Raw genomic sequence first — 22,707 nt, 5'->3', positions numbered from 1 at the left:
TTTTCTTTGTATGCAAAATATGCTAATTTCAACAGTACAAATATCAAACCAATAAAAATACTATGGACGAACACTCGAATAACGCAACACAAACAGATAGTTTTCAAAAAAAATCTTTCTTTCAATCCTTATTTGGTCGCTTTTTTCAAGGCGAACTGAAAAACCGTGAAGAATTAGTCGAAGTCATTCGCGATTCTGAACAAAATGATCTCATCGACCAAGATACTCGTGAAATGATCGAAGGGGTGATGGAAATCGCCGAACTTCGGGTGCGAGATATTATGATCCCTCGAGCTCAAATCGTGTTTATTGAAAACGATCAAGATCTCGAAAGTTGCCTTGACACCATTATTGACACGGCTCACTCTCGCTTTCCCGTCATCACTAACGAACGAGATAATGTCCTTGGGATTTTGCACGCTAAAGATCTGTTGCAATTTCTGCGAGAACAGCCAGATGAATTCAATATGCAAGCGATTTTACGCCCTGCTGTGATTGTGCCAGAAAGTAAACGTGTTGATCGAATGCTGAAAGATTTTCGTACTGAACGTTTTCACATGGCAATCGTGGTGGACGAATTTGGTGCCATTTCAGGTTTAGTGACGATTGAAGATATTTTAGAGCAAATTGTCGGTGATATTGAAGATGAATTTGATGAAGAAGAAGTGATTGCCAATATCCGCCAACTTTCTCGCCATACTTATGCAGTGCTGGCTTTAACTGATGTTGATGATTTTAATCAAAAATTTGGCACCAATTTTGCCGATGAAGAAGTAGATACTATCGGTGGTGTGATCATGCAAGCCTTTGGTTATTTACCAAAACGAGGTGAAGAAATTACGCTGAATAATATTCATTTTAAAGTGACATCAGCAGATAGTCGTCGCATTATTCAGTTGCGAGTTACCGTAACCGATGAACAACTTGAAAGCATCAACACTAGCCAAGATGAAACAGAAGAATAAACCCTTATGATACACAGATTTTTACCTTATCTAATAGCCCTCATCACAGGCTCAATCGGTGTATTTGCCTTTTCCCCTTTTGATTACTGGGGAATTGCCTACATCTCAATGCTGGGTTTACTCTATGTGGCAAAAAATCCCCATAAAAAAACCGCACTTCAAGCCAGCTTTTTATGGGGAGTGAGTTTTTTTAGCATTGCGACCAGCTGGTTACACGTCAGTATTCATCAATTTGGTGGCTCGCCCCTGTGGTTAAGTTATTTTTTAGTCTTCGTTCTCGCCTGTTATTTATCGCTTTTTCCCTTATTATTCACCTATCTAGTTCAACGTTTTAAAGTCGTAAGCCCTGTTATTTTTGGCACAATTTGGACATTTAGCGAATTTCTACGAGGTTGGTTATTTACAGGTTTCCCATGGCTACAGTTTGGCTATACGCAAATTGATACTCCTTTTGCAGGAATTGCCCCCATTTTTGGTGTCACTGGCTTAACCTTTTTTGTAGTATGGCTAAGTGCGGTTATTTTTAATGCTATTTCTGCTATCACTCAACAACCACAAAAAATCAAGTTTGCTTTATTCAATATTCTACTGGGTATCAGCGTTACTGGCGTAGTTTCCTTTGCCAAAACCAATTATGCCACATCGCTGGAAAATAAAGCCATTACGATTACACTGGCACAAGGCAATATTGAACAATCCTTAAAGTGGGATCCTGATTATCTGCAATCTACCTTACAGATTTATGCCAATTTAATTCGTCCTAATTTAGCCAAATCTGATTTAATTATCTTGCCAGAAAGTGCATTACCTGCCTTAGAAGAAAGCATTCAACCATTTTTTGATGAACTCAATCAAGCCAGTCAACACTCAAAAACAGATATTATGATCGGTACGGTTCACCGTGATGAATCCAGCGGAAAATTATTTAATTCTATCGCATTAGTTGACGGCAATTATTCATCTACTACGGCTCAACGTTATAATAAACATCATCTGGTCCCTTTTGGCGAATATGTACCTTTAGAAAACCTATTACGACCGCTTGGCTCAGTATTTAATTTACCCATGTCGGCGTTTCAAAGTGGTGATAACATTCAACCTAATTTAATCAGCAAGGAACGCCGTTTTATGGGGGCTATTTGCTACGAAATTATCGAAAGTAGCCAATTACAGGCTAATTTAAAAGATGATACTGATTTTATTTTAACCATTTCTAATGATGCGTGGTTTGGCGATAGTTATGGTCCATGGCAACACTTTCAAATGGCAAGAATGCGAGCGTTAGAATTAGCTAAACCAGTGATTCGTGCAACAAATACGGGGGTTACTGCGTTTATTGATGCTCAAGGAAAAGTCATTCGCCAAGCACCACAGTTTGTGCAAACTACGTTGACTGAAAAAATCGCACCAACAATAGGAAAAACACCCTATGCTGTTTTTGGCAATAAACCTTTATACGCATTGTTAGTATTATTTGTTTTATTGCGAGTTATAGGTAATTTTATTCAGAAAAGAATAGCATCACGACTAAATCATGGCTGAAGTTACATGACATACCATTATATTATGGTAAAAGTAAAAACCCGTATCAAGGAATTGATACGGGTTTTAAGATAATCACAATCGAATTAAGAGAATAACTAATTGATTTAATTAAAAATATAGTTTAGCTCTTTTTCCTTTTGGTACTTCTTTTGGTACTAAAATCATGCGTTACCTTGCATTATCATGCGTTACTATGCGTTATTCTATCATTTTCGCACCTAAAATTTAACATTTTTAGCCTGCCACGTCCGCGAAATTTCGCCAATTACAACCTGATTTCTATTAAATAATCCTTTTAGCCTTGCATTGTTTGGATTTACTACCCAAAATAACAAGGCTAAATATTTATCGGGGTCTGTCGGTTACATTAAAAAATACTGTAATTATAAACAGTCTTTAATTAGATAACCTGCTGACTTGCCTAATATGTAAGGGCGGTTAATATCCGTACAACGAACAACTTCAATCTTCCCCCCGTTTTCTATGTAAAGGTCTACAAATAAGCCGTTATTACGTCTTACAGTGTAGCCGTATGACGGGTCAAAGATACTGCCTTTGTTATTTGTTGCTTTTGGTGATACATAGGCTAAAACTACTGTATTTTGCCATATCTTTTCTAGTTTCGGGTCGCCTTTTTTAGGGGTGTTAACTGCTTCGCCTATTTTAACCTTGTCAACGGCAATTAATTCGGCAAAAATTTCAGGGGTCAAAATACCCGTTCTTGTGTATTTAATCCGCTCTAAAATGACTTCATTCTCTTTTAGCACTTTCCAAACATCGGAAGAAATAACGCAAACATTCGGCTTTAATCCAATAGATGCGGAAATAGTATAAATTCCATCTTCAAAAATTTCTAAAGGATTAGATTTTTTATTACTGAATTTTTTCGCCCCCTCCAAAGATACAACGTTTTCTGGTACGTAATTGGCTGGGTTTTGTGCAAGTTCTGCGACTTTGATTTCTCGCCCTAATGCTAGAATATCTTGCGTTACAGATAACGCATATTGTTTTAGCGGATAGCTTGCTTCGTGGTTTTCTCGATAGTCAATAGGGTATTCAATATCGTGTTCATCAAGTTCAACGCTGATTACATCTACGCCCTCAGGGGTTAAACGATTAGAACTACCTCTTAATTCTCGAATAGTGGACGGTAAAAAGAATGCCTGTCTTCCAAATTTTGGAATTTTGCCCCCCTCTTTGCCAATTTGTACCACTGGCATTAATGCTTCGCAAACTAATTCATTATTGTAGTAGCCTTGTGCTAGGTTTGTTAGCACGGGGTCTTGTATTCTAAGTTCTGCTGGTGTTGTCATTATTTATTTTCTCCATATACGATAAAGTTAAATGCTGTTTTATAATCTACGTTATACATCTTCATGTGTTGTTGAATCGCCTTATTTAATTGAAATGGATTTTTTTTATAAATATCTAACCGCTCTTTAGTGCGGTATGATTCATAGTCAACAGAAGAAAGTTCTGCAATAGCCATTTGTTCCGTTTGCTGGGTTAATTGCAACGGATTTAATTTATCAAAAAAATCTTTTAATTTTGTCTGTAAATTCTCCCCCTCGCTGAATTTAACTATCCCCCCGTTATCGTATCCGCCAGCATAATTTAGTAGCTCTAGTGCGGTATCTTTTTGGCTGGGAAAGATTTTTCCCTCATTAAGCAAGCTATCAATGTAACGCTCGTTATCGTATGCTAAATTTTTACGCTTGCTTTCGCTTAATTCTGCGATTAATCGCTCATTTTCTTGGCTTAAGCAAACAACTTGATTGTTGTTTTCTTTGTTCTCATTTTCGTTCATGATTACCCCTGTATGATTTCAAACGCTTGTCTATATGAAAGCCCTGTTATATTTTCAAAAAATTTCACTTTTAAATTTAATAAATGTGCATTTTTATCTTGTTCGGTGAAGGTGCTTCTCTTGCCAAATTCTGCGGTTTTTTGTTCATTGTAAAATTTTATTAGTTTGTCTTCGCTAAAAATAATAAACCGTTTGTCATTACTGCTTAATTCCGTGGTAGATAAAACGCTTAAAATGGGGTCTGTCATTCCTTTAACGGCTGGCTCGTCTTTGCCACGCTCTAAAAATCCAACGTGTTTTAAATACATTCCCACGCCTCTTACGGGGTTTTCTTCCGTGGTTCTAAAGTATATTGATACAGAAATACCGCTGATTTCTCCGCGTTTGATTTTTTCTATCAACTCTGAATATATTTCAACGTCTGCAAATAGTTTATCTTTTATTGCGTAAAGTTTTTTTACTTGTCCTAATTCGGGTCTGTCATCTTCGGGGTGTCCTATAACTAAAGGTGCTGTACGAATTTTGGTAGAATATAGTTTTGCAATGCCAGCTAAATCTTCTTCTGTGATTTTTACAGTTACATTACTCCCGTAATGCTTTCCTGTTCGAAGAACTTCAAAAACTGCGTTACTTTTTCCCATATTTCTATACCTGTTTTATTTGTTAAATAATAAGCATATTTCACAATAAAATAGCGTTCTTTGTGTTTGATAAATCACAAACAATAAAGAGAAAAAAAGAATAAAAAGAAAAAATAAAAAAGTTTTGCAAAATTAATTCACTTATTCACTTAAAACGCTGGAAGCCTTGTATTATAAGGGTTTGAAACAAGTGGAAGTGTTCACTTTTAGTCACTTTTTTAAGTGGATTTTATTTCACTTGTTTATTTTTGACACAAAAAAAGGCGATTTTCTCGCCTTTTTATTTTGGTTAATTTTTAGCCTTGCCATTGTCGAATTGATAAATCTCTATTCTTCCAAGTGGCGTTAGTGGTTAAATATCCGTAATACATTTTCTCACTATAAGCGATTTTTTCTCCTGTTTCCTTAAATGCGTCTGAAAGGGCGTTTTTAAAACTCAAAACATTTAATTGGGTAAGGTTGTGGCACTGGCAATAAAACAAATAAGCTGAATATAGCGTATCGTTTCCTGTGATGTTATTTATATTCAATACCTCGCTTCTGGCACTGCCTAGCCGTAAAGCCCCCTTACGTTCTTCTTTTAATTCAAAATGTCCTAAGAAGTCTATTAAATGGTTAGCTTCTCGTTTTATCTGTTTTCCCTCATCTAATTCTTTGTAAGCCTCTAAAATTAATCTAGCTTCTTCAGGTTCGGGAAAATGTGCAAGCAAAAAATTTACGATGCCATAAACTTCATTTTGCACTTTCTCGATAAAATGAACGTCTTTCTTCTCTTTCGGGATTGGTCTATCAAAAGGAATTATTATTCTACGGCGTGAAATGCCCCCGTTTCGGTCGGTAAATAGTAAGGGGTAGTTAGTCACCAACATGAAAACTGGGTTTAATTTTATGGCAAAATCATCAATATAATTCATTTTAACGGTAATATTATCTCCGCCTGTAATTGCCTTTAATTCGTCCGCACTGCCTTTATAGGGCTTTTGGTCGGGGGAAATAGCAAGGCTTTTACCTATTAGCATAGCTCGTTTTTTGTCAATCTCCAGCTCTTGCAAGCTGATGTAAGCGGTATTGCTTATGCCATTAATAATTGACGCTATTTGACTAAATACAGATTTACCAGCACCAGCCACGCCCGTAGCTTCTAAAAATAGCCCCCATTCATGGCGATTAGTTAGCACCATATAAAGCCCTGCTAAAATAGCCTTTTTACGGTCTTTATTGCCATTGGTAACAAATTCCAACCAGTCATTAAAATGTGGTGTTTCTTTGCTTTTGGTACAACAATCAAATTTTTCAACCGCTCGCAAATAATGATTGATGTTATGTAATAAAAATTCACCTGTTTTTTTATTTAATACGCCATTTTGAAAGCCTATTAAATCGGGGTTTTGCTGTGGAATTTCTTCGCATTTTAATACAACTAAATCCGCAATAGATTTTAAATGTCGTGCGGTGTAATCTCCGTTAAATTCATCATAAAAATCTAACACTTTACGCTGTAAATGATGTTCGGGTATTAATTCCCAGAAAAGCCCGTTATATTCTAGCGGTTTTCCTAAATCACAATCACGGCGAAGAGGTTTATCTATCCAGTCTAAAAATGATTTAGCAATCTGTTTTTGTGACGGCTTTTCACTAGAAAAATCAATCATTACCTCTTTTTTGGCAGGTGCTATCATTTCGGCGGTTTGGCGTGCTGCTTCGTCCTGTCTTAGGCGTTCAATGTATTTATTATAAGATGCTAATTTCTGACCGATATTGTCTAAAAATTGTAAACTCGTAGCTTGTGTGTTTTTCGCCACGGCTAAACAAATAGCGGTTTTTTGTTCTTCGGTAATTTTACCAAAAAGAACAACGCTAATATATTTATGCTCTGGTTCGGCAAGTTTTAGAAATTGCACTTCCTTTAATTGTTTTTCGTCTAAAATAATAGGGGGGATTTCTTCGTTATGTTTAAAACATTGACAAAAAAATTTCCATTCTGCCCCCTTTCCTTTGTTCCATGCTTGCCACGCTTTAGCCCCTGCTAGAATAATTACTTCATCATAAGGGTGAATTTTATATTGTTCTTTAAAATTCGGTGCACTTTTTAAATCAATCATTTTCACCCCCTTTCAATAATACTGTTATTTTTTCATTTAACCAGCAAATATTATCGCTTAACTCTGCCCCTATCGGGTCGGTTAAACTTGCAAGGCAATTAATATAACTTAAGCAATCAGCATATCTGCTTTTATCATTATCGGCGACTAATACAAGCTCATTCATGATTAACGGGATAATATTTAAATTTAACTGGGTTTGCTCTACTTTTTTAAGCGTGCTTAAAATTTCCCTTTTTAATTCATTATCAATTTTCATCATTTACCCCCTTAAAATCCACTTCATTAAGTAGTGATTGTAAGATGGTTAGATTCTCAAAAACTTCTTTGTATTCTTCAGGGCTTAACGTGCTATCGTTTTTGAAAGCGTCTAGATTTTGATTTAAAAAGTTGCAAGTTTGAATATAGTTACAAATAGATTTTAAATCTCTTGCATTGCGTTCTGTGTATTGATGGTTGATACGTTTACGCATAAATCACCCCCTTAACATTGGCTAAAGTGCGGTCTAATTGGTCGGAATTTTTAACGCTCCAGCATTGCAATAAACAATAATCCTTTGCGATTTTGGCTCGGGCGGTGTTTTCGCTGTCGGCGTTGATAATGATGCGTGCTTTTGGCAAGCGTTGAAATGTGCGACTGGTGTCGGCTAGGTTGTGGCGGTGTATGCCTAAAAAGAGATAAATCATTTTAGTGGTCTCCGTTGATAGATTTTCAAGGCTTACCGCTAAACTTGTCACAGATTGGCGGTAAGACGTAAAGGGGTGACAAACTGCCATCAACGGAAGACAGCCAACCGCTAGGGGTTGCCCTTTACGCCCTACCATTGGAAGAAGAACGCTTAAGGCGTTTTCTTTAGGTGTGCGAAAATTACGAACAAAAAAAGCACGGTTTAAAATTGGCGTGCTATCGTTCGCCGTTGATTGGTTGAGCTTGTCACGGCTCGCCCTAGATGTTGCTAGGGTGAAAAAATAATAGGCTTTTTCACCGCACTTTGTCAATGATTTTTTCACGGTTGCCCCTAATTTTTTTGCGTTTTAATCAGGGAGTAAATTTCATTCGCTTTAAATAATGTTCTTGCCCCAAATTTATAACGGGTTAATTTGCCTTTTTTAACGTATCTATCAATAGTGGAACGTGTAACCCCTAAAAGCTCGGTTATTTCCTTAACGGTGTAATATTTATCTTCTTCCATAACGTCCACCATTATTGATATTTTTTGTTATTACGCTCTTTTTGTTTTTTTCGCTGAATGCGTAAAATATTGTAAATATGGCTTTCACTTAAATGATATTTTTTAACTAATTCTTTAATGTTATTCCCGTTAAATTCTTTGAAGATAGTATAAGCTCTTACCGTTGCTTTTAATCGTGTACCTGACGGCAAATAAAAAGAACGCCCACCAAAATATTCGGCTAATGTAAAAGTAAAATGGTTGGCTTGTGTGCGTGCCTTTTGTGCGTCTTCGCCTTGCTTCTCAAATTCTTTTGCAAAAACATCTATAATTTCTACAAGTAAATCAGGCCATTTATTATTGGTTTCGCTTTGTGGGATATTTTCTAATTTGCAGGTGTCTTGTGTCGGTGTCATTATGCTATTCCTTTATGATTGATGAATAACAAACAATATAAAGCTATTTCCCTTTCTTTTGAGTCTGTGGTTTATCACACAAAAGACGGTAAAAAAGTTAAAAAAGCCTCTTTTAATTCACTTAATCACTTAAAATTCACTTACTTTTTCACTTACTTTTTTATTTTATTTTTCAATCAGTTAATAAAGAAAATATATAAATAAGTGAATAAGTGAATTAATTTTTAAAAAACTCCAAAACAAAAAAATAGGGAAAAAAATGCAAAAAAAAGAGCGAATATTCGCCCTGTTAATAGTGTAAATGTTAAATTGTCTTTATTGTTGAACATCGTTCTATAAAATCTCCCCATAATTGCATAATGGTTTTTCTCTGTTCCAGATAGGTGGCATGGTTATATGCAAGGCTAACATTACCGCCCGTCTTGTGAGCTAAACAGGCTTCGGCGTGTTCGTGCGTGATATTCTGTTCTGCTAAATAGGTTCTAGCAAGTCCCCGTAAACCGTGTGCGGTCTGCTTGCTTTGGTAGCCCATTCTTTTTAATGCAGCATTAACGCTGGCGGAAGACATCGGGGCGTTGTTATAGCCCCGTTTCGGGAATAAATACTTAAACCGCCCTGTGATTGGCTGTAACTGTTTTAATAGGTTGATAGCTTGCATTGATAGCGGTATAGCGTGCGGTTCTCTCGCTTTCATTCGCTCGGCTGGTATCGTCCATAGACGTTTTTTAAAATCAATTTCCGCCCATTCTGCTTGACTTGCTTCGCTCGGTCTAACCATTGTTAAAAGTTGGAAATGAATTAGCGTTCGGGTCATTGGCTCAATATTGGCTTTCGCAATATCTGCCAATAGTTGCGGTATTTCTTCGCTTGTTATATGTGGGTTGTTCTGCTTGGTTGCTCGCTTGAATACCTTGCCAACCTTTAAGCAAGGATTAAACGCAATTAAACCGCTATTCACGGCAAAATTTAAAATATCGTTGATGTAATTGGTAAGCCGTTGAGCCATATCAAAATTGTTACGCTCTTCTACTCGTTTAATCGGCGGTGTGATTAGCGTTGGTACTATCTGATCTATTGGATAAGCCCCAATAAACGGAAATATGTGTAGCTCTAAACTTCGCCAATATTTATCAAGGGTTTTCGGCTCAATTTCTGCTTGCTTCTTGTCTTTCCATTGCTCGGCAATGGCTAACAATGTACGGCTATTGCTTTGTGTACGTTCTAGCTTTATTTGTTCGTTATAGGCTTGTGGGTCAATCTCTTGTGCTAATAAAGATAAAAATTTTTCACGCTTTACCCGTGCTTGTGCCAGTGTAACGGCTGGATAATTTCCGATAGTGAGCTTTGTTCGCTTTCCTGTTTCGGGTTGATTATATCTAAATCGCCATACTTTCGACCCGTTAGCTATTAAATGCAAATATAAGCCGTTCCCGTCGTTTAATTCATTCTTGCCATTCTGGGAATATTTAGCCCTTTCTACCTGTGTAGATGTTAGCGGTTGCGATAATTTCGGCATAGATTAGCCCCTGTTTTAGTACCAAAGATTTTACCTAGTATAATGCTTTGGTACTTCTTTTGGTACAAAAATTTGCGGTTACTATGCGTTACCATGCGTTACTATGCGTTATTCAGACATTAAAAAAGCCTTATAAAATAAGGCTTATTGAATTGCTATGCGTTACGGTGCGTTACCGTGCATTATTGATTTGGTGGAGATAATCGGGATCGAACCGACGACCTCTTGAATGCCATTCAAGCGCTCTCCCAACTGAGCTATATCCCCGAAAGTGGCGTTATGATAAATTCCGCCACGTGTTATGTCAATAGAAAATTAACCTTTATTTTGAATAAATTCAATCGCTTTTTGAATTCTGGCTAAAGTGCGGTCTTTTCCAACAAGTTTTGCTGTAATATCCATCGACGGTGACTGCCCTGAACCAGTGACCGCTAAACGGAATGGCATACCCACTTTACCCATACCGATGTCTAATTCTGTTGCAGTGTCATTCATTGCTTGATGGATATTTTCCACTGTCCAATCCTCTGGAATAGAAAGTGCGGTTAATTTTTCCAATAATTTTGTTAACGGCACAATCGCTTCTGGTTTAAAGTTTTTTGCCACTGCTTTTTCATCATAGCTGTCAAATTCTTGATAAAAATAACGACTTTGTGCGGCTAATTCTTTTAACGTTTTCGCCCGCTCACCTAATACAGGAACAAGCTCGGCTAAGGCTACGCCATTTTCATAAGGAATACCTTGATCTTTCATGTGCCATGCAAGATGTTTTGCCACATAATTAGGATCTAAACTACGAATATAATGCTGATTTAACCATTGCAATTTTTCTGTATTAAAAGCACTAGCGGATTTACTGACCGAATGAAGATCGAATAATTCGATCATTTCTTCACGTGAAAAAATTTCTTGATCACCATGTCCCCAACCTAAACGCACTAAATAGTTAATTAATGCTTCGGGTAAATAGCCATCATCACGATATTGCATCACACTCACCGCACCATGACGTTTAGACAATTTTTGACCGTCATCACCATTAATCATGGAAACATGAGCATAGGTCGGCACGGGGGCATTTAAGGCTTTTAAGATATTAATTTGACGTGGTGTATTGTTAATATGATCTTCACCACGAACTACGTGGGTAATTCCCATATCCCAGTCATCGACTACTACACAGAAATTATAAGTTGGTGAACCGTCTGTGCGGCGAATAATCAAGTCGTCTAACTCGCTATTACTAATTTCAATACGACCACGCACCGCATCATCAAAAATCACTGACCCCTCTTGTGGATTTTTAAAACGAATCACATGCGGTTCATCAGGGGAATGGCTATGATCATGCAAACAATGGCGATCATACTTTGCCTTTTCTTTGTTGTTTTCTTGCTGAGTACGTAATTCATCTAAACGTTCTTTTGAACAATAACAACGGTAAGCCGTCCCCTCTTCTAACATCTGATCAATCACTTGATTGTAACGGTCAAAACGTTTAGTTTGGAAGTAAGGACCATGATCCCAAGCTAAATTTAACCATTCCATCCCCTCTAAAATAGCTTGTGTTGCCTCTGGGGTTGAACGTTCTAAATCGGTATCTTCAATACGTAACACAAATTCACCGTCATTATGTTTAGCATATAACCATGAATAAAGTGCTGTTCTCGCCCCGCCTACATGTAAATAGCCTGTTGGACTGGGTGCAAAACGAGTACGAACTTTTACATTAGGATCTAAAGGAAATAAATTTTCAATCTTCATTTGTTGACCTTTCTTATTCTTATAAAATTTGCGGACTATTGTACCTTCTTTTCTGATTTTGCTTAACTGAATTTTTGGTTTTATGGCTATTTTTAAGACAATTAAACCATTTTTTGCATAAATAGATTGACTGAAATTCAAGAATACTTATAATGCAATCCACAACGCAAACAGCGAAGCGAGGGCGATTAGCTCAGTTGGGAGAGCACCTCCCTTACAAGGAGGGGGTCACTGGTTCGAGACCGGTATCGCCCACCACTTTTCAACTACTTAAAATAGTGATTAGTACCTTGCTTTCGTTTATGTGTTCTCCTGTTGTTTAAGTGGGCGATTAGCTCAGTTGGGAGAGCACCTCCCTTACAAGGAGGGGGTCACTGGTTCGAGACCGGTATCGCCCACCACTTAAACAAACCAATCTACAAACAGACTTTATATAGCTGTTATCGTAGGGCGATTAGCTCAGTTGGGAGAGCACCTCCCTTACAAGGAGGGGGTCACTGGTTCGAGACCGGTATCGCCCACCACTTTCTTTACTAAATATAATTTACAATATGTTAATGAGAATAATTTTATTATTTTTGTATAAAATGATAAAGTATGCCCTATGTTATATTTTATGGTAATTTCCAATGAATAAACCCGTGAAAAATGAAAATCTAATTGTAATAACAAATGGCTTACTTCGTTTAACTGGCAATGTTGTAAAAATATTGAGCTATCCATTCCATTTTATCTTTCCTAAAAAGCGATTTACTATTCCAGAATTTAGCCCTGCTAAAATTCATGCTAAAAATTTACAAAAAATTAACCGCACTATTTGGCAAACGAACTACAGCAATCAAGTTACTTTGCCCATTTATTGTAATTATCTGGTAAATCGTTTACTTTCTCGTGATTATGATTATCGTTATGTGAGTACCGAAGCTCGAGAAGAATATATCAAAACTCACGCCGATGAACGAACTTTCAATGCTTATAGCAAACTAACGGATGGTGCCGCTCAAGCCGATTTTTGGCGAATCTTTACGCTATATAATGAAGGTGGTGTATATATGGATATTGATGGTCATTTGGTCTGGAACTTAGCTAATATTATTGATGAAACAGATAGCGAAGTTTTAATCACTCGCCGTGACAAATACACCAATTTTTTTATGGCGAGTGAAAAAGGTAATCCTTTTTTGAAAAATACTTTAAACATCATTATTAATAATATTGAACAACGGAGAACTGACGGTGGTGTATTTTCTTTAACGGGTCCAACTTGCCTAAATCAAGCATTAGAAGGTAAAACAGTTAACACCAGACGAGATAAGATTACCTGTGCTCAAGGAACATTTTCTAATGAATATTTCCAATATATGGATAAAAAATTGGGTAAATGGAACCACACTAAAAATGAGAATTTACTCAAATAAAAATATCTATAATAAAAAAATTTACTAAGGATTGGTAATGAACAAAAACACCTTTATTGTCGGCTTTATGCTTTTTGCTATCTTTTTTGGTGCTGGCAATTTAATTTTTCCCCCAAAGTTAGGTTTAGAAAGTGGTGAACATATTTGGTTTGGTGCTTTAGGTTTTATTGTTACAGGGGTTGGATTACCTCTATTAGGCATTATTGTCAGTGCATTTTATGCTGGGGGGTATAACAAAGCACTCAAGCAGATACACCCTTGGTTTTCCTTGCTTTTTTTGAGTGCGATTTATCTTAGTATTGGTCCTTTTTTAGCCATTCCACGTACGGCGGCAACTTCATTTGAAATTGCTATCCAGCCTTTTTTACAAGGTGAAACACAAATTCCACAACTTATTTTCACCGCACTTTTTTTTATTTTATCCCTATGGTTAGCATTAAGTCCGTCCAAAATGGTTGAACGTGTTGGCTCTATTTTAACTCCCGCCCTACTAATATCCATTGCTGCTCTTGTTATTAAAGCAGTTTTAGCCTTATCTGATATAGATTATGTACCTGCCACCACTACTGAACCGATGTTTTTTAAAGGTTTTGTTTCGGGCTATTTAACGATGGATGCTTTGGCTTCTGTGGCGTTCTCAATGATCGTTATCTCTGCCATTAAATCAAAAGGTGTCAATCAAAAACAACTTGCTCAACAAACCATCTACGCAGGGATTATTGCCGCTACGGCATTAGCTTTTATTTATTTTTCATTAGCTTGGATTGGTAGTAAATCCCATCTCAGTGAACAAACCTTAGCTTATGTGCAAGCAAGAAATCTCGATATGGGAACCTATCTACTCAACAATATCGCCCAGCAAACCTTTGGTGAACTAGGTCGCATTATTTTAGGTATTATTGTTACCCTTGCTTGTTTAACCACTTCTATCGGCTTAATTGTATCCGTCAGTGAATATTTTTATGAAATTTACCATAAAATCTCTTACAAAATTTATGCGTTATTCTTCACGCTGATTAGCTTTATTATTGCTAACCAAGGATTAAATGCCGTTCTGAGTAAATCAGTCCCTGTGTTATTAGTACTATATCCGATTGCTATCACCGTGATTTTATTAATGGCAATAAATATTTTCATAAAACTGCCTTTACTCGCTCAACGCTGGTCTATCGGCTTAGTTGCCATTATTTCATTTTGCTCGGTCTTAGAACTTAGCTTTACAACACAATTACCATTGAAAACTTATTCAATGGAATGGGTAATTTTTTCGATTGTAGGTTTTGTGATTGGATATATATTGGATACGATATTAAGCAGAAAGCTATAGCTTCGATTAATTTCTAGCCAAACTCTAACTCCACCGAACTTTGCCCCAGCATTTCCACTAATGCAGTTAATAAGTCATCATTAGGTTGAATACGCCATTGCACACCTAATTTAAGCAACGCTCTCCCCAGCGGACTATCATAATAAATATGAATCGGGATCGTGCCACCACTATAAGGTTCGATCACCGTTTTAAATTGCTTAACAAACTGCGGTGTAATTTGTTCAGGTTTTAAAATAATGGCAAGACTTTTTACATAACGGCTGCGAGCTTCATCAAGGCTCATTAATTCACGCACCGACATTCGTAGCCCTTGGGTATATTCATCTTCACTCACTTGCCCTGATACAATGACAATATTATCTGGTTGTAAATGCTCACCGTATTTTTCTAACGTATCAGAAAATAAGGTAATATCCAATTTACCTGAGCGATCATCAAGGGTGGCAATACCGAGTCGATTCCCTTTTTTCGTTACCGCAAAACGAGAAGATATAATTAAACCACAAGCCGTACTCACTGCCCCACGTTGATTTGGTACCAGATCTTTTAAACGATGACGACAATAATGCCCAAGTTCTTTTAAATAACGACTAATCGGGTGGCTGGTTAAATACAGTCCTAAGGTTTCTCGCTCACCATCTAAAATCTGTTTTTCTGTCCAAGGTGGGGTGTTAGCATATTTACGTTCTACGTCTTCATGGCTTTCGGTTAATACACCAAACATATCCGCTTGCCCAATTTCTTCATCTTTGGCAAACTGATTTGATGATTGCAGTGCATCTTCTAAATTTTTGGCAAGTGCCGCACGGTGAGGTCCTAATTTATCAAATGCCCCTGATTTAATCAGGCTTTCAAAGGTACGGCGATTAACTTGCTTGAGATCCACTCTGGCACATAAATCAAATAGATCTTTGAAAATACCGCCTTTTTCTCGAGCTGAAACTAAGGCATCAATCGGGGCTTCTCCAACCCCTTTAATCGCCCCAATACCATAAACAATTTCGCCCTGTTCATTGACACTAAAATGATGCTTACCCGTATTAATATCTGGCGGTGTCACTTTTAACCCCATACGTAAACATTCATCATACAACCCCACGATTTTATCGGTGTTATCCATTTCTGAGGTCATCACCGCCGCCATAAATTCAGCAGGAAAATGAGCTTTTAGCCATAAGGTTTGATAGGACACCAACGCATAGGCTGCCGAGTGCGATTTATTAAACCCATAGCCAGCAAATTTTTCCACCAAGTCGAAAATTTTCATCGCCAACTCGCCATCTACGCCGTTTTTAATCGCCCCAGCTTCAAACACCGAACGCTGTTTTGCCATTTCTTCGGGCTTTTTCTTCCCCATGGCTCGGCGTAATAAATCTGCACCACCCAGCGTATAACCTGCCAAGGCTTGTGCGATTTGCATGACCTGTTCTTGATAGACGATAACGCCGTAAGTGGGTTCTAAAATAGGTTTAAGGCAATCGTGTTGGTATTGCGAATCTGGATAAGACACTTCTTCTCGCCCGTGTTTACGGTCAATAAAATTTTGCACCATGCCTGATTCCAACGGACCGGGACGGAACAATGCCACCAACGCAATAATATCTTCAAAACAGTCAGGTTGCAGGCGTTTAATCAAATCTTTCATACCGCGAGATTCCAACTGGAACACCGCCGTGGTTTCCGCCGCCAACAAAATTTTAAACGCATCAGGATCATCAAGTGGAATACTTTCAATGCGGACTGGCGGTTTATTCTCTTTTGCCATACGAGCATTAATCATATCCAATGCCCATTTAATAATGGTCAGTGTGCGTAAGCCTAAAAAGTCGAATTTCACCAGCCCCGCATATTCCACATCATTTTTATCAAAATGGGTGACGGGGTGCAAACCCTCACTGTCGCAATACAACGGTGAAAAATCGGTAATCAAGGTCGGTGAAATCACTACGCCACCTGCGTGCTTACCTGCATTGCGGGTCACGCCCTCGAGCTTGCGAGCCATATCAATTAAGGCTTTGACTTCCTCGTCCGCCTCATAAATTTCGGGCAATTTCGGTTCGGCTTCAAAGGCTTTCGCAAGGGTCATACCGGGATCGGGTGGCACTAATTTGGAAATGCGATCCACGAAACCGTAAGGGTGTCCCAACACTCGCCCCACATCACGAATGACCGCTTTTGCCGCCATCGTACCAAAGGTAATAATCTGCGACACCGCCCCACGTCCGTACATTTCTGCCACGTGATCAATCACCCGATCTCGCCCGTCCATACAAAAATCCACGTCAAAGTCAGGCATCGACACCCGTTCAGGATTTAAAAAACGTTCAAACAGCAAATCAAACGCCAGTGGATCAAGATCAGTGATTTTTAACGCATACGCCACCAAGGATCCTGCCCCTGAACCACGCCCTGGTCCAACTGGAATACCGTTATCTTTCGACCACTGAATAAATTCCATCACGATTAAGAAATAGCCAGGGAAGCCCATTTGGTTAATTACGTCCAGTTCCACCTGCAAGCGTTCATCATATTTTGGACGTTTTTCCAACCGCACCTTTTCATCAGGAAACAAAAATGCCAGCCGTTCTTCCAATCCCTCTTTGGCTTTTTTCACCAAAAAATCTTCTGTACTCAACTCGCCCGTTGGAAACTGCGGTAAAAAATATTCGCCTAATCGAATGGTGACATTACAGCGTTGTGCAATGAGTAAGGTATTTTCCAACGCAGAGGGAATATCTGCAAACAGCTCGCACATTTCCTGTTCAGAACGGAAATATTGTTGATGAGTATAAAGTTTGGGGCGTTTCGGATCGTCCAAGGTATAACCGTCATGAATCGCCACCCGAATTTCGTGTGCTTCAAAATCATCTGCTTTTAAAAAGCACACATCATTCACGGCAACCACAGGCAACTGATATTGCCGAGCTAAATCTAACGCAGCACGAATATAGCGTTCTTCTTCATTATGCCCTGTGCGAGCCAGACTTAAATAAAAATGGTTCGGGAAAAATTGTTGATAAAATTTCACCGCACTTTCCACATCGGCTTGATTATCTTTCAATAATTTCAAGCCAATATCACCCTTGCGACCACCCGACAGCACAATCACACCGTCATTATGTTCGGTCAACCATGCTTGATCAATATAAGGCAAATCATCATAACCACGCTGATAAGCCTTTGATAATAAAAGAGTAATATTTTTATAGCCATCATTGTTTTTAGCCAACAAAGTTAATTCAAAGTATTCATCGCCACAAAGCTCACTTCTCACCAACACATCCGCCCCAATAATCGGCTTAACCCCCGCCCCTAACGCCTCGCCATAAAATTTCACCAACCCACAAAAATTAGCAAAATCCGTCAACGCCATCGCCACCATATTTTCAGCAACACAGGCTTTCACCAAAGGCTTCACTTTGGCAATACCGTCAATCATCGAAAAATCGCTATGGGTACGAAGATGAACAAAACGTGGCTCAGAACATGGGGTTGACATGGGTTATCCTTGTAATGATAAAAGTGCGGTCTATTTTACGTTAATTTTGGGGAAAATAAAAATACCGAGCGACAAATTAATCGCGTTATCTTGCACCTGCTTACCTAGGACTTTTTTGTTCTTTTAGTCTATCTAATGTATTGATAAAATTACCTTAATTTTTTCTCGTTCTTTATCATAAAGATTATCAATGAATTGCTCCATGTATTCCCAGTCAGGATTACCATCAATATCAATAGGCAACTTTATCATTTCTTTTTTTAATAAATCTGGAAACAGTCCATAATTATATGAATATTTCTGTGCGATTGGTTGTAAACATGAAATTAAAAATAAACATATCTTTTTAGAATAATTTCTTGTATCCAAATAATAAATATCTCTACCAGATACAAATTCTTCTTGTTGATAAAAGAAAGTAGTATTTTCTGCTCCAAATGAGATAACGCCTGATGGTGCTGGTTGCATAGTATCTGTTTTGATTACTCTACATTTTATACCGTTATTAAATTTTGTCCTAACAATATAGGGAACACTGATTTTATGTAACTTATCCAAATCATCTGAACCATATTCTGTAACACCTCTTGAATGAATAACGTCAGCTTTTTTAATTTCAAATAAATCCCCTATACAGAATGCTCTCCACTGTTTCAAATCTATCTCTCTTGTTTGAGATTTTTCTATATATCCAGTTATATGATATTGATTATCTATTTCTTTCTTATAGATATTTTCAATAAAATTATTCATATAATCCCAATCAGGAATATCATTTTTGACAGGGAGTTTAATTTTTTCTTTTTTAATGGAAGCAGAACTTCCCATATCATTATATTGATAAAATCTACTTAATGTTTTACCAATAACGGCACTAATAAACAACCCATTCTTTTCATTGATATTTTCATTATATAACAAAATAATTGAACTGCCACCGCCACCCCGACCTAGAAAATCAACAGCTTGATAAAAACAACTACCATCAACAGGGCTAATAGTAATACAGTTCCCCTTGTCCAATATTTCATTATCCATAGGCGTTACGAATTTATCTATGCCATTATTAAAATTTCCTGATGATACAAAAGGAATAGAGCCAGTATCGTACTGTTTAATTGTTCTGCTTACTGGTCTTTTAATAATAAATAATTCATCAATAGAATATTCTTTCCATTCTGCAATATTCAATTTATTCATCATCATTTCCCCTTTGTAAATCTAAAACTAACTTATCATCACTAATTTCGGCTTGATATAAGACGCTATTGAGCAACTTATCATTAAATTCTTTAACATCAATTTTATTTTCAAAAAATATATAATCCAAAACCACCTTTTTAAAATCTTCTTCATAAATTTCAAATTCTTGTTGTGGTTTTTGGTAAGACAAATGTTCTTTTGGATCAAGCCATTGATGTGTTTGATACTGTTCGTCAACCTTTCTTGTCACTACATCTAGCCAGTAACGTTCAATATCCGACCAACGGTTTTTAATGTCGTGACGACCTTGATTTTTGACTCGTTCCAAACCGTCATCTTCCATGTAGCAAGCAAATACTTTTTTATCCTTTTGTGGCTTACCTGCTTCAAATACAAAAATACTCGTGGTAATCCCCGCATCAAAAAGATTTTCAGGGAGCTTAATAATCATTTCTAATGTGTGTTTTTTTAACAGGCTGTGCATTTTATCTTTTTCTAGTTTTTTATCAGGTAAGATAAATGCACATTTTGTACCAACAGAAACATTGTTTAGTACATTTTCCACAATTTTTTTACAGCCATATTTTCGTTCATAAGGGGGATTCATCAATACTTTGGTAATCGGTTTGGATTTTATCCATTCACAGGCTTTGGCTTCTCTTGTGTCTAAGTGTTCTAGGTTGGTTTTGCCATCTTTGTGAATAAGCATATTGGCACAGGCAAGGGCAAAAATTTCACGATCAAACTCAATACCAAATAATTTATTTTGTTTAATATTTTCTGCTTCTTTGGTATTGTTTCCGCCTACTTCTTGAAGCATATTTGCCATTGTTTTGACCAAAAAAGAACCACTACCACAAGTGGCATCTAATACATTATCTGCATAACTTACCTCTAACAAATCATACATAAAAGATGAGATATGCTCTGGAGTAAATACTTGTCCACTTTCAGATTTCTTTTTATAACGATTAAATTCGTTAAAGAAAATCCCCATCACATCTTCACCATTCCAGTTATCAGAATTAACCGAGTGAGAAATACCAATGATGCCATCAATAAATTCATTAATATCATCTTGATTTTCAACAACATTCATTCTAATTTCACTGTAAACTTCTAACAAAATATCAATTTTTAAATTCTGTTGTCTGTGTTCTTCTAACGATTTGGCAAGCGTATCATATATTTTATTTCTAAATGGTCTAAACCCATTATTCTTGATGGCTTCTAAATTACCTCCAAAGCGTTCTACTACCAATGCTGAAGCAGTAAAAATCATACGGTGATATAAATTTTTGATGCCGAATTTAAAATGTAAGAGATCATTAATTCTTTTGGTTAAAGAATATATTTTGTTCTTATCAATATTATTATCCTTAAATAAATCCAGATAATATTGTTTAGGTTGTAGTGTTTTTGCTGCCTTAATTAATTGTTTATTCTTATAAATGGCAATATCTTGACCATTGTATAAAATACCAATCGTCTTATTATATTTTGAACTGATAATATCAATATTTTTAAATAGTTCATCAATAAATTCTTGTTTGGTAATATCCTTATCTTCGGATTTTGTTTCAAGAATAATGGCGACATCAAATGTACTATCAGGTAAATACCAACCATCAGGTTTATCGTTAAACCCTTTAAAACCTAATTGATTAAACGTGGTAATCTGACCTGTGCCTTGCTGTACATTCTTTTCTTTTTTATCAAATTGTAAGATGATTTTTGCACTATCTCTTACTTCGTCCTCAGTTTTAAAAATTGACACTCTAGATCTCCAATTTATACAAGAATTACAAGATATTTAATGAGTTAACTTATTTTTACGTAGTTTCGATTTATATTTTTTATTCCTAACAATATTGCATTACTGATTGGCAAGCCTTTGACACGCATCACCATATCAATCATGGCATTGACTTCTTGCGGACGAATAAATACTTCACCGTGATCGGCGACACGCTGGTGGGATTTGATTTGTTGGGTCATTTCAGCAAAAAATGTAACTAATATATGTAATTGATCCTATCAATTACGTAACTTTATGTCAAAATTACATTTACTTTTTTCAAGTTTGAGTGTTCACTTTATAGTTTCATACTATGAAGAAATATGAACAATTTGCTCAAAATTTAAAAAATACTTTGATTGCAAAAGGCTATGAACCAAAGGCAAGAGTGATTAGAGACGAACTTAATCGCCGTCATTTTGGAAAAGAAATTAGTTGGCACGGGGTTGCTCGTTGGCTTCGTGGTGAAGCTTTGCCTGAATTTGATCGGTTACGTACATTAGGCGAATGGCTCGAAGTTGATTTAAGCGAACTAGTTGAGCCTGAAATTGTACAAAAGGTTGAGCAAAAAATAAGCATTAAAGATCCCTATTTCGAACAGTCCGCAGCAAGTTACAAAGATGATTATTTATTCCGAATTTTCACCAACCTGCCTTCCGAACAAAAAAAAGCCGTACGTGAAGTGATTATGGCAATGCACAAAGCCTATCGGGCAAAGTAAAGCGATCTATTTAGCTCTAATTTTAGTAAAAATTTTTGCACCGCTTGAAAAACCTATGCAACAGGGATTATAATGTAATCACTTTATGTAATTACATTCTTGAATAATTATTAAGGAATAAGTTATGCCGACTATCCAAACAAAGCCTTTTGTTGCTGGTAATAGCCAAGCGATTCGTTTACCCAAAGACTTCGCTTATCCCGACAATACGCCGTTAATTTTAACCAAACACAACGGTGTTATCACAATACGACCTGTAGAAAATTTATCTGCTGTACCTGAAATTTTTGCTCAAATTGGGAAACAAATGGGTGAATTTGAACGCATTGAATTAGATGAAACGGAGCGAAATTGGTAATGAAATTTTTACTTGATACCAATATCTGCATTTATTTGCTCAAACATCAACCCCAGTCAGTTATTGATAAATTTACTGCTTGTAAGGTGGACGATGTCGGGATTAGTAGTATCACGTGGGCAGAACTGTTGCGTGGTTGCGATGTATATCAACCCAAATCTGTTTTTGATAAGTTACGAGCTTTAGTACCAGTGGTCGATTTTGATGAAAAAGCCGCAGTATGTTTTGCTAAAATTCTTAAAGATTATCCACATAAACCCAAATTTGACACGTTGATTGCTGCTCATGCCAAAAGCCTTGATGTCGTTTTGGTTAGTAATAATACCCAAGATTTTGAACATTTTAATGTGAAATTAGAAAATTGGGTAACCATGAATTAAAAGCCGTATTCCATCTCCATTTTTCTTAGGGTGAAATAAAATAGCCTAATAAATAGGCTATTTTTTGTATTT

The 22,707-nt window shown here is 36.8% G+C and carries 22 protein-coding genes and 4 tRNA genes; 10 read left to right on the top strand and 16 right to left on the bottom strand.

The window, feature by feature from the left end; all coding sequences use genetic code 11:
- Positions 1-62 precede the first annotated feature (62 nt).
- Both corC and lnt read left to right on the top strand, forming a co-directional pair.
- Positions 63-965: a CNNM family magnesium/cobalt transport protein CorC gene (gene corC / locus O1Q80_RS04255; protein WP_386695884.1), complete on the top strand. Its 903-nt coding sequence runs from the start codon at positions 63-65 to the stop codon at positions 963-965.
- A gap of 9 nt (positions 966-974) precedes the next feature.
- A complete protein-coding gene (gene lnt / locus O1Q80_RS04250; RefSeq protein WP_386696142.1) occupies positions 975-2,507 on the top strand; it encodes an apolipoprotein N-acyltransferase in 1,533 nt (510 codons plus the stop codon).
- Positions 2,508-2,893: 386 nt separating this feature from the next.
- Here the strand turns inward: lnt and O1Q80_RS04245 are convergent, their stop codons facing one another.
- The 12 genes from O1Q80_RS04245 to gltX all read right to left on the bottom strand — a co-directional run bounded on the left by O1Q80_RS04245 (position 2,894) and on the right by gltX (position 11,928).
- A complete protein-coding gene (locus O1Q80_RS04245; RefSeq protein WP_386695882.1) occupies positions 2,894-3,823 on the bottom strand; it encodes an inorganic pyrophosphatase in 930 nt (309 codons plus the stop codon).
- Positions 3,823-4,317 (bottom strand): hypothetical protein, encoded by a 495-nt coding sequence (locus tag O1Q80_RS04240; protein WP_386695881.1) that lies wholly within the window; start codon positions 4,315-4,317, stop codon positions 3,823-3,825. Before O1Q80_RS04240 ends, O1Q80_RS04245 begins: the two co-directional genes overlap by 1 nt.
- A 2-nt stretch (positions 4,318-4,319) precedes the next feature.
- Complete coding sequence (locus tag O1Q80_RS04235) at positions 4,320-4,958, bottom strand: hypothetical protein (protein ID WP_386695880.1); 639 nt, start codon at positions 4,956-4,958, stop codon at positions 4,320-4,322.
- Positions 4,959-5,254: 296 nt separating this feature from the next.
- Positions 5,255-7,060: a DUF5906 domain-containing protein gene (locus tag O1Q80_RS04230; RefSeq protein WP_386695878.1), complete on the bottom strand. Its 1,806-nt coding sequence runs from the start codon at positions 7,058-7,060 to the stop codon at positions 5,255-5,257.
- The gene (locus O1Q80_RS04225) at positions 7,053-7,322 is read right to left on the bottom strand and encodes a hypothetical protein (protein WP_386695876.1); all 270 of its coding nucleotides are present in this window, start codon (positions 7,320-7,322) and stop codon (positions 7,053-7,055) included. The genes O1Q80_RS04230 and O1Q80_RS04225 overlap by 8 nt, the downstream gene beginning before the upstream one ends.
- Positions 7,309-7,533, bottom strand: coding sequence for a hypothetical protein (locus tag O1Q80_RS04220; protein WP_386695874.1), 225 nt, complete (start codon positions 7,531-7,533; stop codon positions 7,309-7,311). The genes O1Q80_RS04225 and O1Q80_RS04220 overlap by 14 nt, the downstream gene beginning before the upstream one ends.
- Positions 7,526-8,071, bottom strand: coding sequence for an ash family protein (locus O1Q80_RS04215; protein ID WP_386695872.1), 546 nt, complete (start codon positions 8,069-8,071; stop codon positions 7,526-7,528). Before O1Q80_RS04215 ends, O1Q80_RS04220 begins: the two co-directional genes overlap by 8 nt.
- A gap of 8 nt (positions 8,072-8,079) precedes the next feature.
- The gene (locus tag O1Q80_RS04210; protein WP_386695870.1) at positions 8,080-8,253 is read right to left on the bottom strand and encodes a helix-turn-helix transcriptional regulator; all 174 of its coding nucleotides are present in this window, start codon (positions 8,251-8,253) and stop codon (positions 8,080-8,082) included.
- Between the two features lie 11 nt (positions 8,254-8,264).
- Positions 8,265-8,648, bottom strand: coding sequence for a Mor transcription activator family protein (locus O1Q80_RS04205; protein WP_386695869.1), 384 nt, complete (start codon positions 8,646-8,648; stop codon positions 8,265-8,267).
- Between the two features lie 304 nt (positions 8,649-8,952).
- Positions 8,953-10,164, bottom strand: coding sequence for a tyrosine-type recombinase/integrase (locus tag O1Q80_RS04200; protein ID WP_386695867.1), 1,212 nt, complete (start codon positions 10,162-10,164; stop codon positions 8,953-8,955).
- Between the two features lie 191 nt (positions 10,165-10,355).
- A tRNA-Ala gene (locus O1Q80_RS04195) sits at positions 10,356-10,431 on the bottom strand.
- A 48-nt stretch (positions 10,432-10,479) separates the two neighbouring features.
- Complete coding sequence (gltX, locus tag O1Q80_RS04190) at positions 10,480-11,928, bottom strand: glutamate--tRNA ligase (protein ID WP_386695865.1); 1,449 nt, start codon at positions 11,926-11,928, stop codon at positions 10,480-10,482.
- Between the two features lie 182 nt (positions 11,929-12,110).
- Here gltX and O1Q80_RS04185 point away from each other — a divergent pair.
- The 5 genes from O1Q80_RS04185 to brnQ all read left to right on the top strand — a co-directional run bounded on the left by O1Q80_RS04185 (position 12,111) and on the right by brnQ (position 14,673).
- Positions 12,111-12,186: transfer RNA gene (locus tag O1Q80_RS04185), tRNA-Val, on the top strand.
- Positions 12,187-12,253: 67 nt separating this feature from the next.
- A tRNA-Val gene (locus tag O1Q80_RS04180) sits at positions 12,254-12,329 on the top strand.
- Between the two features lie 47 nt (positions 12,330-12,376).
- Positions 12,377-12,452: transfer RNA gene (locus tag O1Q80_RS04175), tRNA-Val, on the top strand.
- A gap of 105 nt (positions 12,453-12,557) precedes the next feature.
- Positions 12,558-13,346: a glycosyltransferase family 32 protein gene (locus O1Q80_RS04170; protein WP_386695863.1), complete on the top strand. Its 789-nt coding sequence runs from the start codon at positions 12,558-12,560 to the stop codon at positions 13,344-13,346.
- A 37-nt stretch (positions 13,347-13,383) separates the two neighbouring features.
- On the top strand, positions 13,384-14,673 hold the full coding sequence (brnQ, locus tag O1Q80_RS04165) for a branched-chain amino acid transport system II carrier protein (protein ID WP_386695861.1): 1,290 nt from the start codon (positions 13,384-13,386) through the stop codon (positions 14,671-14,673).
- A gap of 13 nt (positions 14,674-14,686) precedes the next feature.
- On the opposite strand, the gene dnaE is transcribed toward brnQ, so the two are convergent.
- The 4 genes from dnaE to O1Q80_RS04145 all read right to left on the bottom strand — a co-directional run bounded on the left by dnaE (position 14,687) and on the right by O1Q80_RS04145 (position 21,376).
- Positions 14,687-18,175, bottom strand: coding sequence for a DNA polymerase III subunit alpha (dnaE, locus tag O1Q80_RS04160; RefSeq protein ID WP_386695860.1), 3,489 nt, complete (start codon positions 18,173-18,175; stop codon positions 14,687-14,689).
- A gap of 132 nt (positions 18,176-18,307) precedes the next feature.
- Entirely contained in the window at positions 18,308-19,375 is a 1,068-nt protein-coding gene (locus O1Q80_RS04155; protein WP_386689649.1) for a restriction endonuclease subunit S, read from the bottom strand.
- Positions 19,368-21,155, bottom strand: a complete 1,788-nt coding sequence (locus O1Q80_RS04150) for a class I SAM-dependent DNA methyltransferase (RefSeq protein ID WP_386695858.1) — start codon at positions 21,153-21,155, stop codon at positions 19,368-19,370. Before O1Q80_RS04150 ends, O1Q80_RS04155 begins: the two co-directional genes overlap by 8 nt.
- A 44-nt stretch (positions 21,156-21,199) precedes the next feature.
- Complete coding sequence (locus O1Q80_RS04145) at positions 21,200-21,376, bottom strand: hypothetical protein (protein WP_386695856.1); 177 nt, start codon at positions 21,374-21,376, stop codon at positions 21,200-21,202.
- A gap of 113 nt (positions 21,377-21,489) precedes the next feature.
- Here O1Q80_RS04145 and O1Q80_RS04140 point away from each other — a divergent pair, with 113 nt between their 5' ends.
- From O1Q80_RS04140 to O1Q80_RS04130, 3 genes are all read left to right on the top strand, one after another.
- Positions 21,490-21,897 carry a hypothetical protein gene (locus tag O1Q80_RS04140; RefSeq protein WP_386689641.1) on the top strand — a complete coding sequence of 136 codons (408 nt, stop codon included), beginning with the start codon at positions 21,490-21,492 and terminating at the stop codon, positions 21,895-21,897.
- A 124-nt stretch (positions 21,898-22,021) separates the two neighbouring features.
- Entirely contained in the window at positions 22,022-22,255 is a 234-nt protein-coding gene (locus O1Q80_RS04135; protein WP_386689638.1) for an antitoxin, read from the top strand.
- Entirely contained in the window at positions 22,255-22,635 is a 381-nt protein-coding gene (locus tag O1Q80_RS04130; protein WP_386695854.1) for a type II toxin-antitoxin system VapC family toxin, read from the top strand. The genes O1Q80_RS04135 and O1Q80_RS04130 overlap by 1 nt, the downstream gene beginning before the upstream one ends.
- The last annotated feature ends 72 nt before the right edge of the window (positions 22,636-22,707 follow it).

The sequence above is a fragment of the Lonepinella sp. MS14435 genome, assembly GCF_042485795.1.
Lineage (GTDB): Bacteria > Pseudomonadota > Gammaproteobacteria > Enterobacterales > Pasteurellaceae > Lonepinella.
The sequence above is the reverse complement of the archived record's forward strand: the minus strand, read 5'-3'. Positions and strand labels throughout refer to the sequence as shown.

Coding starts and splice junctions, on each gene's coding strand:
- brnQ (WP_386695861.1), top strand. CDS start 13,384: ATGAACAAAAACACCTTTATTGTCGGCTTTATGCTTTTTGCTATCTTT.
- dnaE (WP_386695860.1), bottom strand. CDS start 18,175: ATGTCAACCCCATGTTCTGAGCCACGTTTTGTTCATCTTCGTACCCAT.
- O1Q80_RS04170 (WP_386695863.1), top strand. CDS start 12,558: ATGAATAAACCCGTGAAAAATGAAAATCTAATTGTAATAACAAATGGC.
- O1Q80_RS04230 (WP_386695878.1), bottom strand. CDS start 7,060: ATGATTGATTTAAAAAGTGCACCGAATTTTAAAGAACAATATAAAATT.
- O1Q80_RS04220 (WP_386695874.1), bottom strand. CDS start 7,533: ATGCGTAAACGTATCAACCATCAATACACAGAACGCAATGCAAGAGAT.
- corC (WP_386695884.1), top strand. CDS start 63: ATGGACGAACACTCGAATAACGCAACACAAACAGATAGTTTTCAAAAA.
- O1Q80_RS04135 (WP_386689638.1), top strand. CDS start 22,022: ATGCCGACTATCCAAACAAAGCCTTTTGTTGCTGGTAATAGCCAAGCG.
- O1Q80_RS04240 (WP_386695881.1), bottom strand. CDS start 4,317: ATGAACGAAAATGAGAACAAAGAAAACAACAATCAAGTTGTTTGCTTA.
- O1Q80_RS04130 (WP_386695854.1), top strand. CDS start 22,255: ATGAAATTTTTACTTGATACCAATATCTGCATTTATTTGCTCAAACAT.
- O1Q80_RS04235 (WP_386695880.1), bottom strand. CDS start 4,958: ATGGGAAAAAGTAACGCAGTTTTTGAAGTTCTTCGAACAGGAAAGCAT.
- O1Q80_RS04245 (WP_386695882.1), bottom strand. CDS start 3,823: ATGACAACACCAGCAGAACTTAGAATACAAGACCCCGTGCTAACAAAC.
- O1Q80_RS04205 (WP_386695869.1), bottom strand. CDS start 8,648: ATGACACCGACACAAGACACCTGCAAATTAGAAAATATCCCACAAAGC.
- gltX (WP_386695865.1), bottom strand. CDS start 11,928: ATGAAGATTGAAAATTTATTTCCTTTAGATCCTAATGTAAAAGTTCGT.
- O1Q80_RS04145 (WP_386695856.1), bottom strand. CDS start 21,376: ATGACCCAACAAATCAAATCCCACCAGCGTGTCGCCGATCACGGTGAA.
- O1Q80_RS04210 (WP_386695870.1), bottom strand. CDS start 8,253: ATGGAAGAAGATAAATATTACACCGTTAAGGAAATAACCGAGCTTTTA.
- O1Q80_RS04200 (WP_386695867.1), bottom strand. CDS start 10,164: ATGCCGAAATTATCGCAACCGCTAACATCTACACAGGTAGAAAGGGCT.
- O1Q80_RS04155 (WP_386689649.1), bottom strand. CDS start 19,375: ATGAATAAATTGAATATTGCAGAATGGAAAGAATATTCTATTGATGAA.
- O1Q80_RS04140 (WP_386689641.1), top strand. CDS start 21,490: ATGAAGAAATATGAACAATTTGCTCAAAATTTAAAAAATACTTTGATT.
- O1Q80_RS04225 (WP_386695876.1), bottom strand. CDS start 7,322: ATGATGAAAATTGATAATGAATTAAAAAGGGAAATTTTAAGCACGCTT.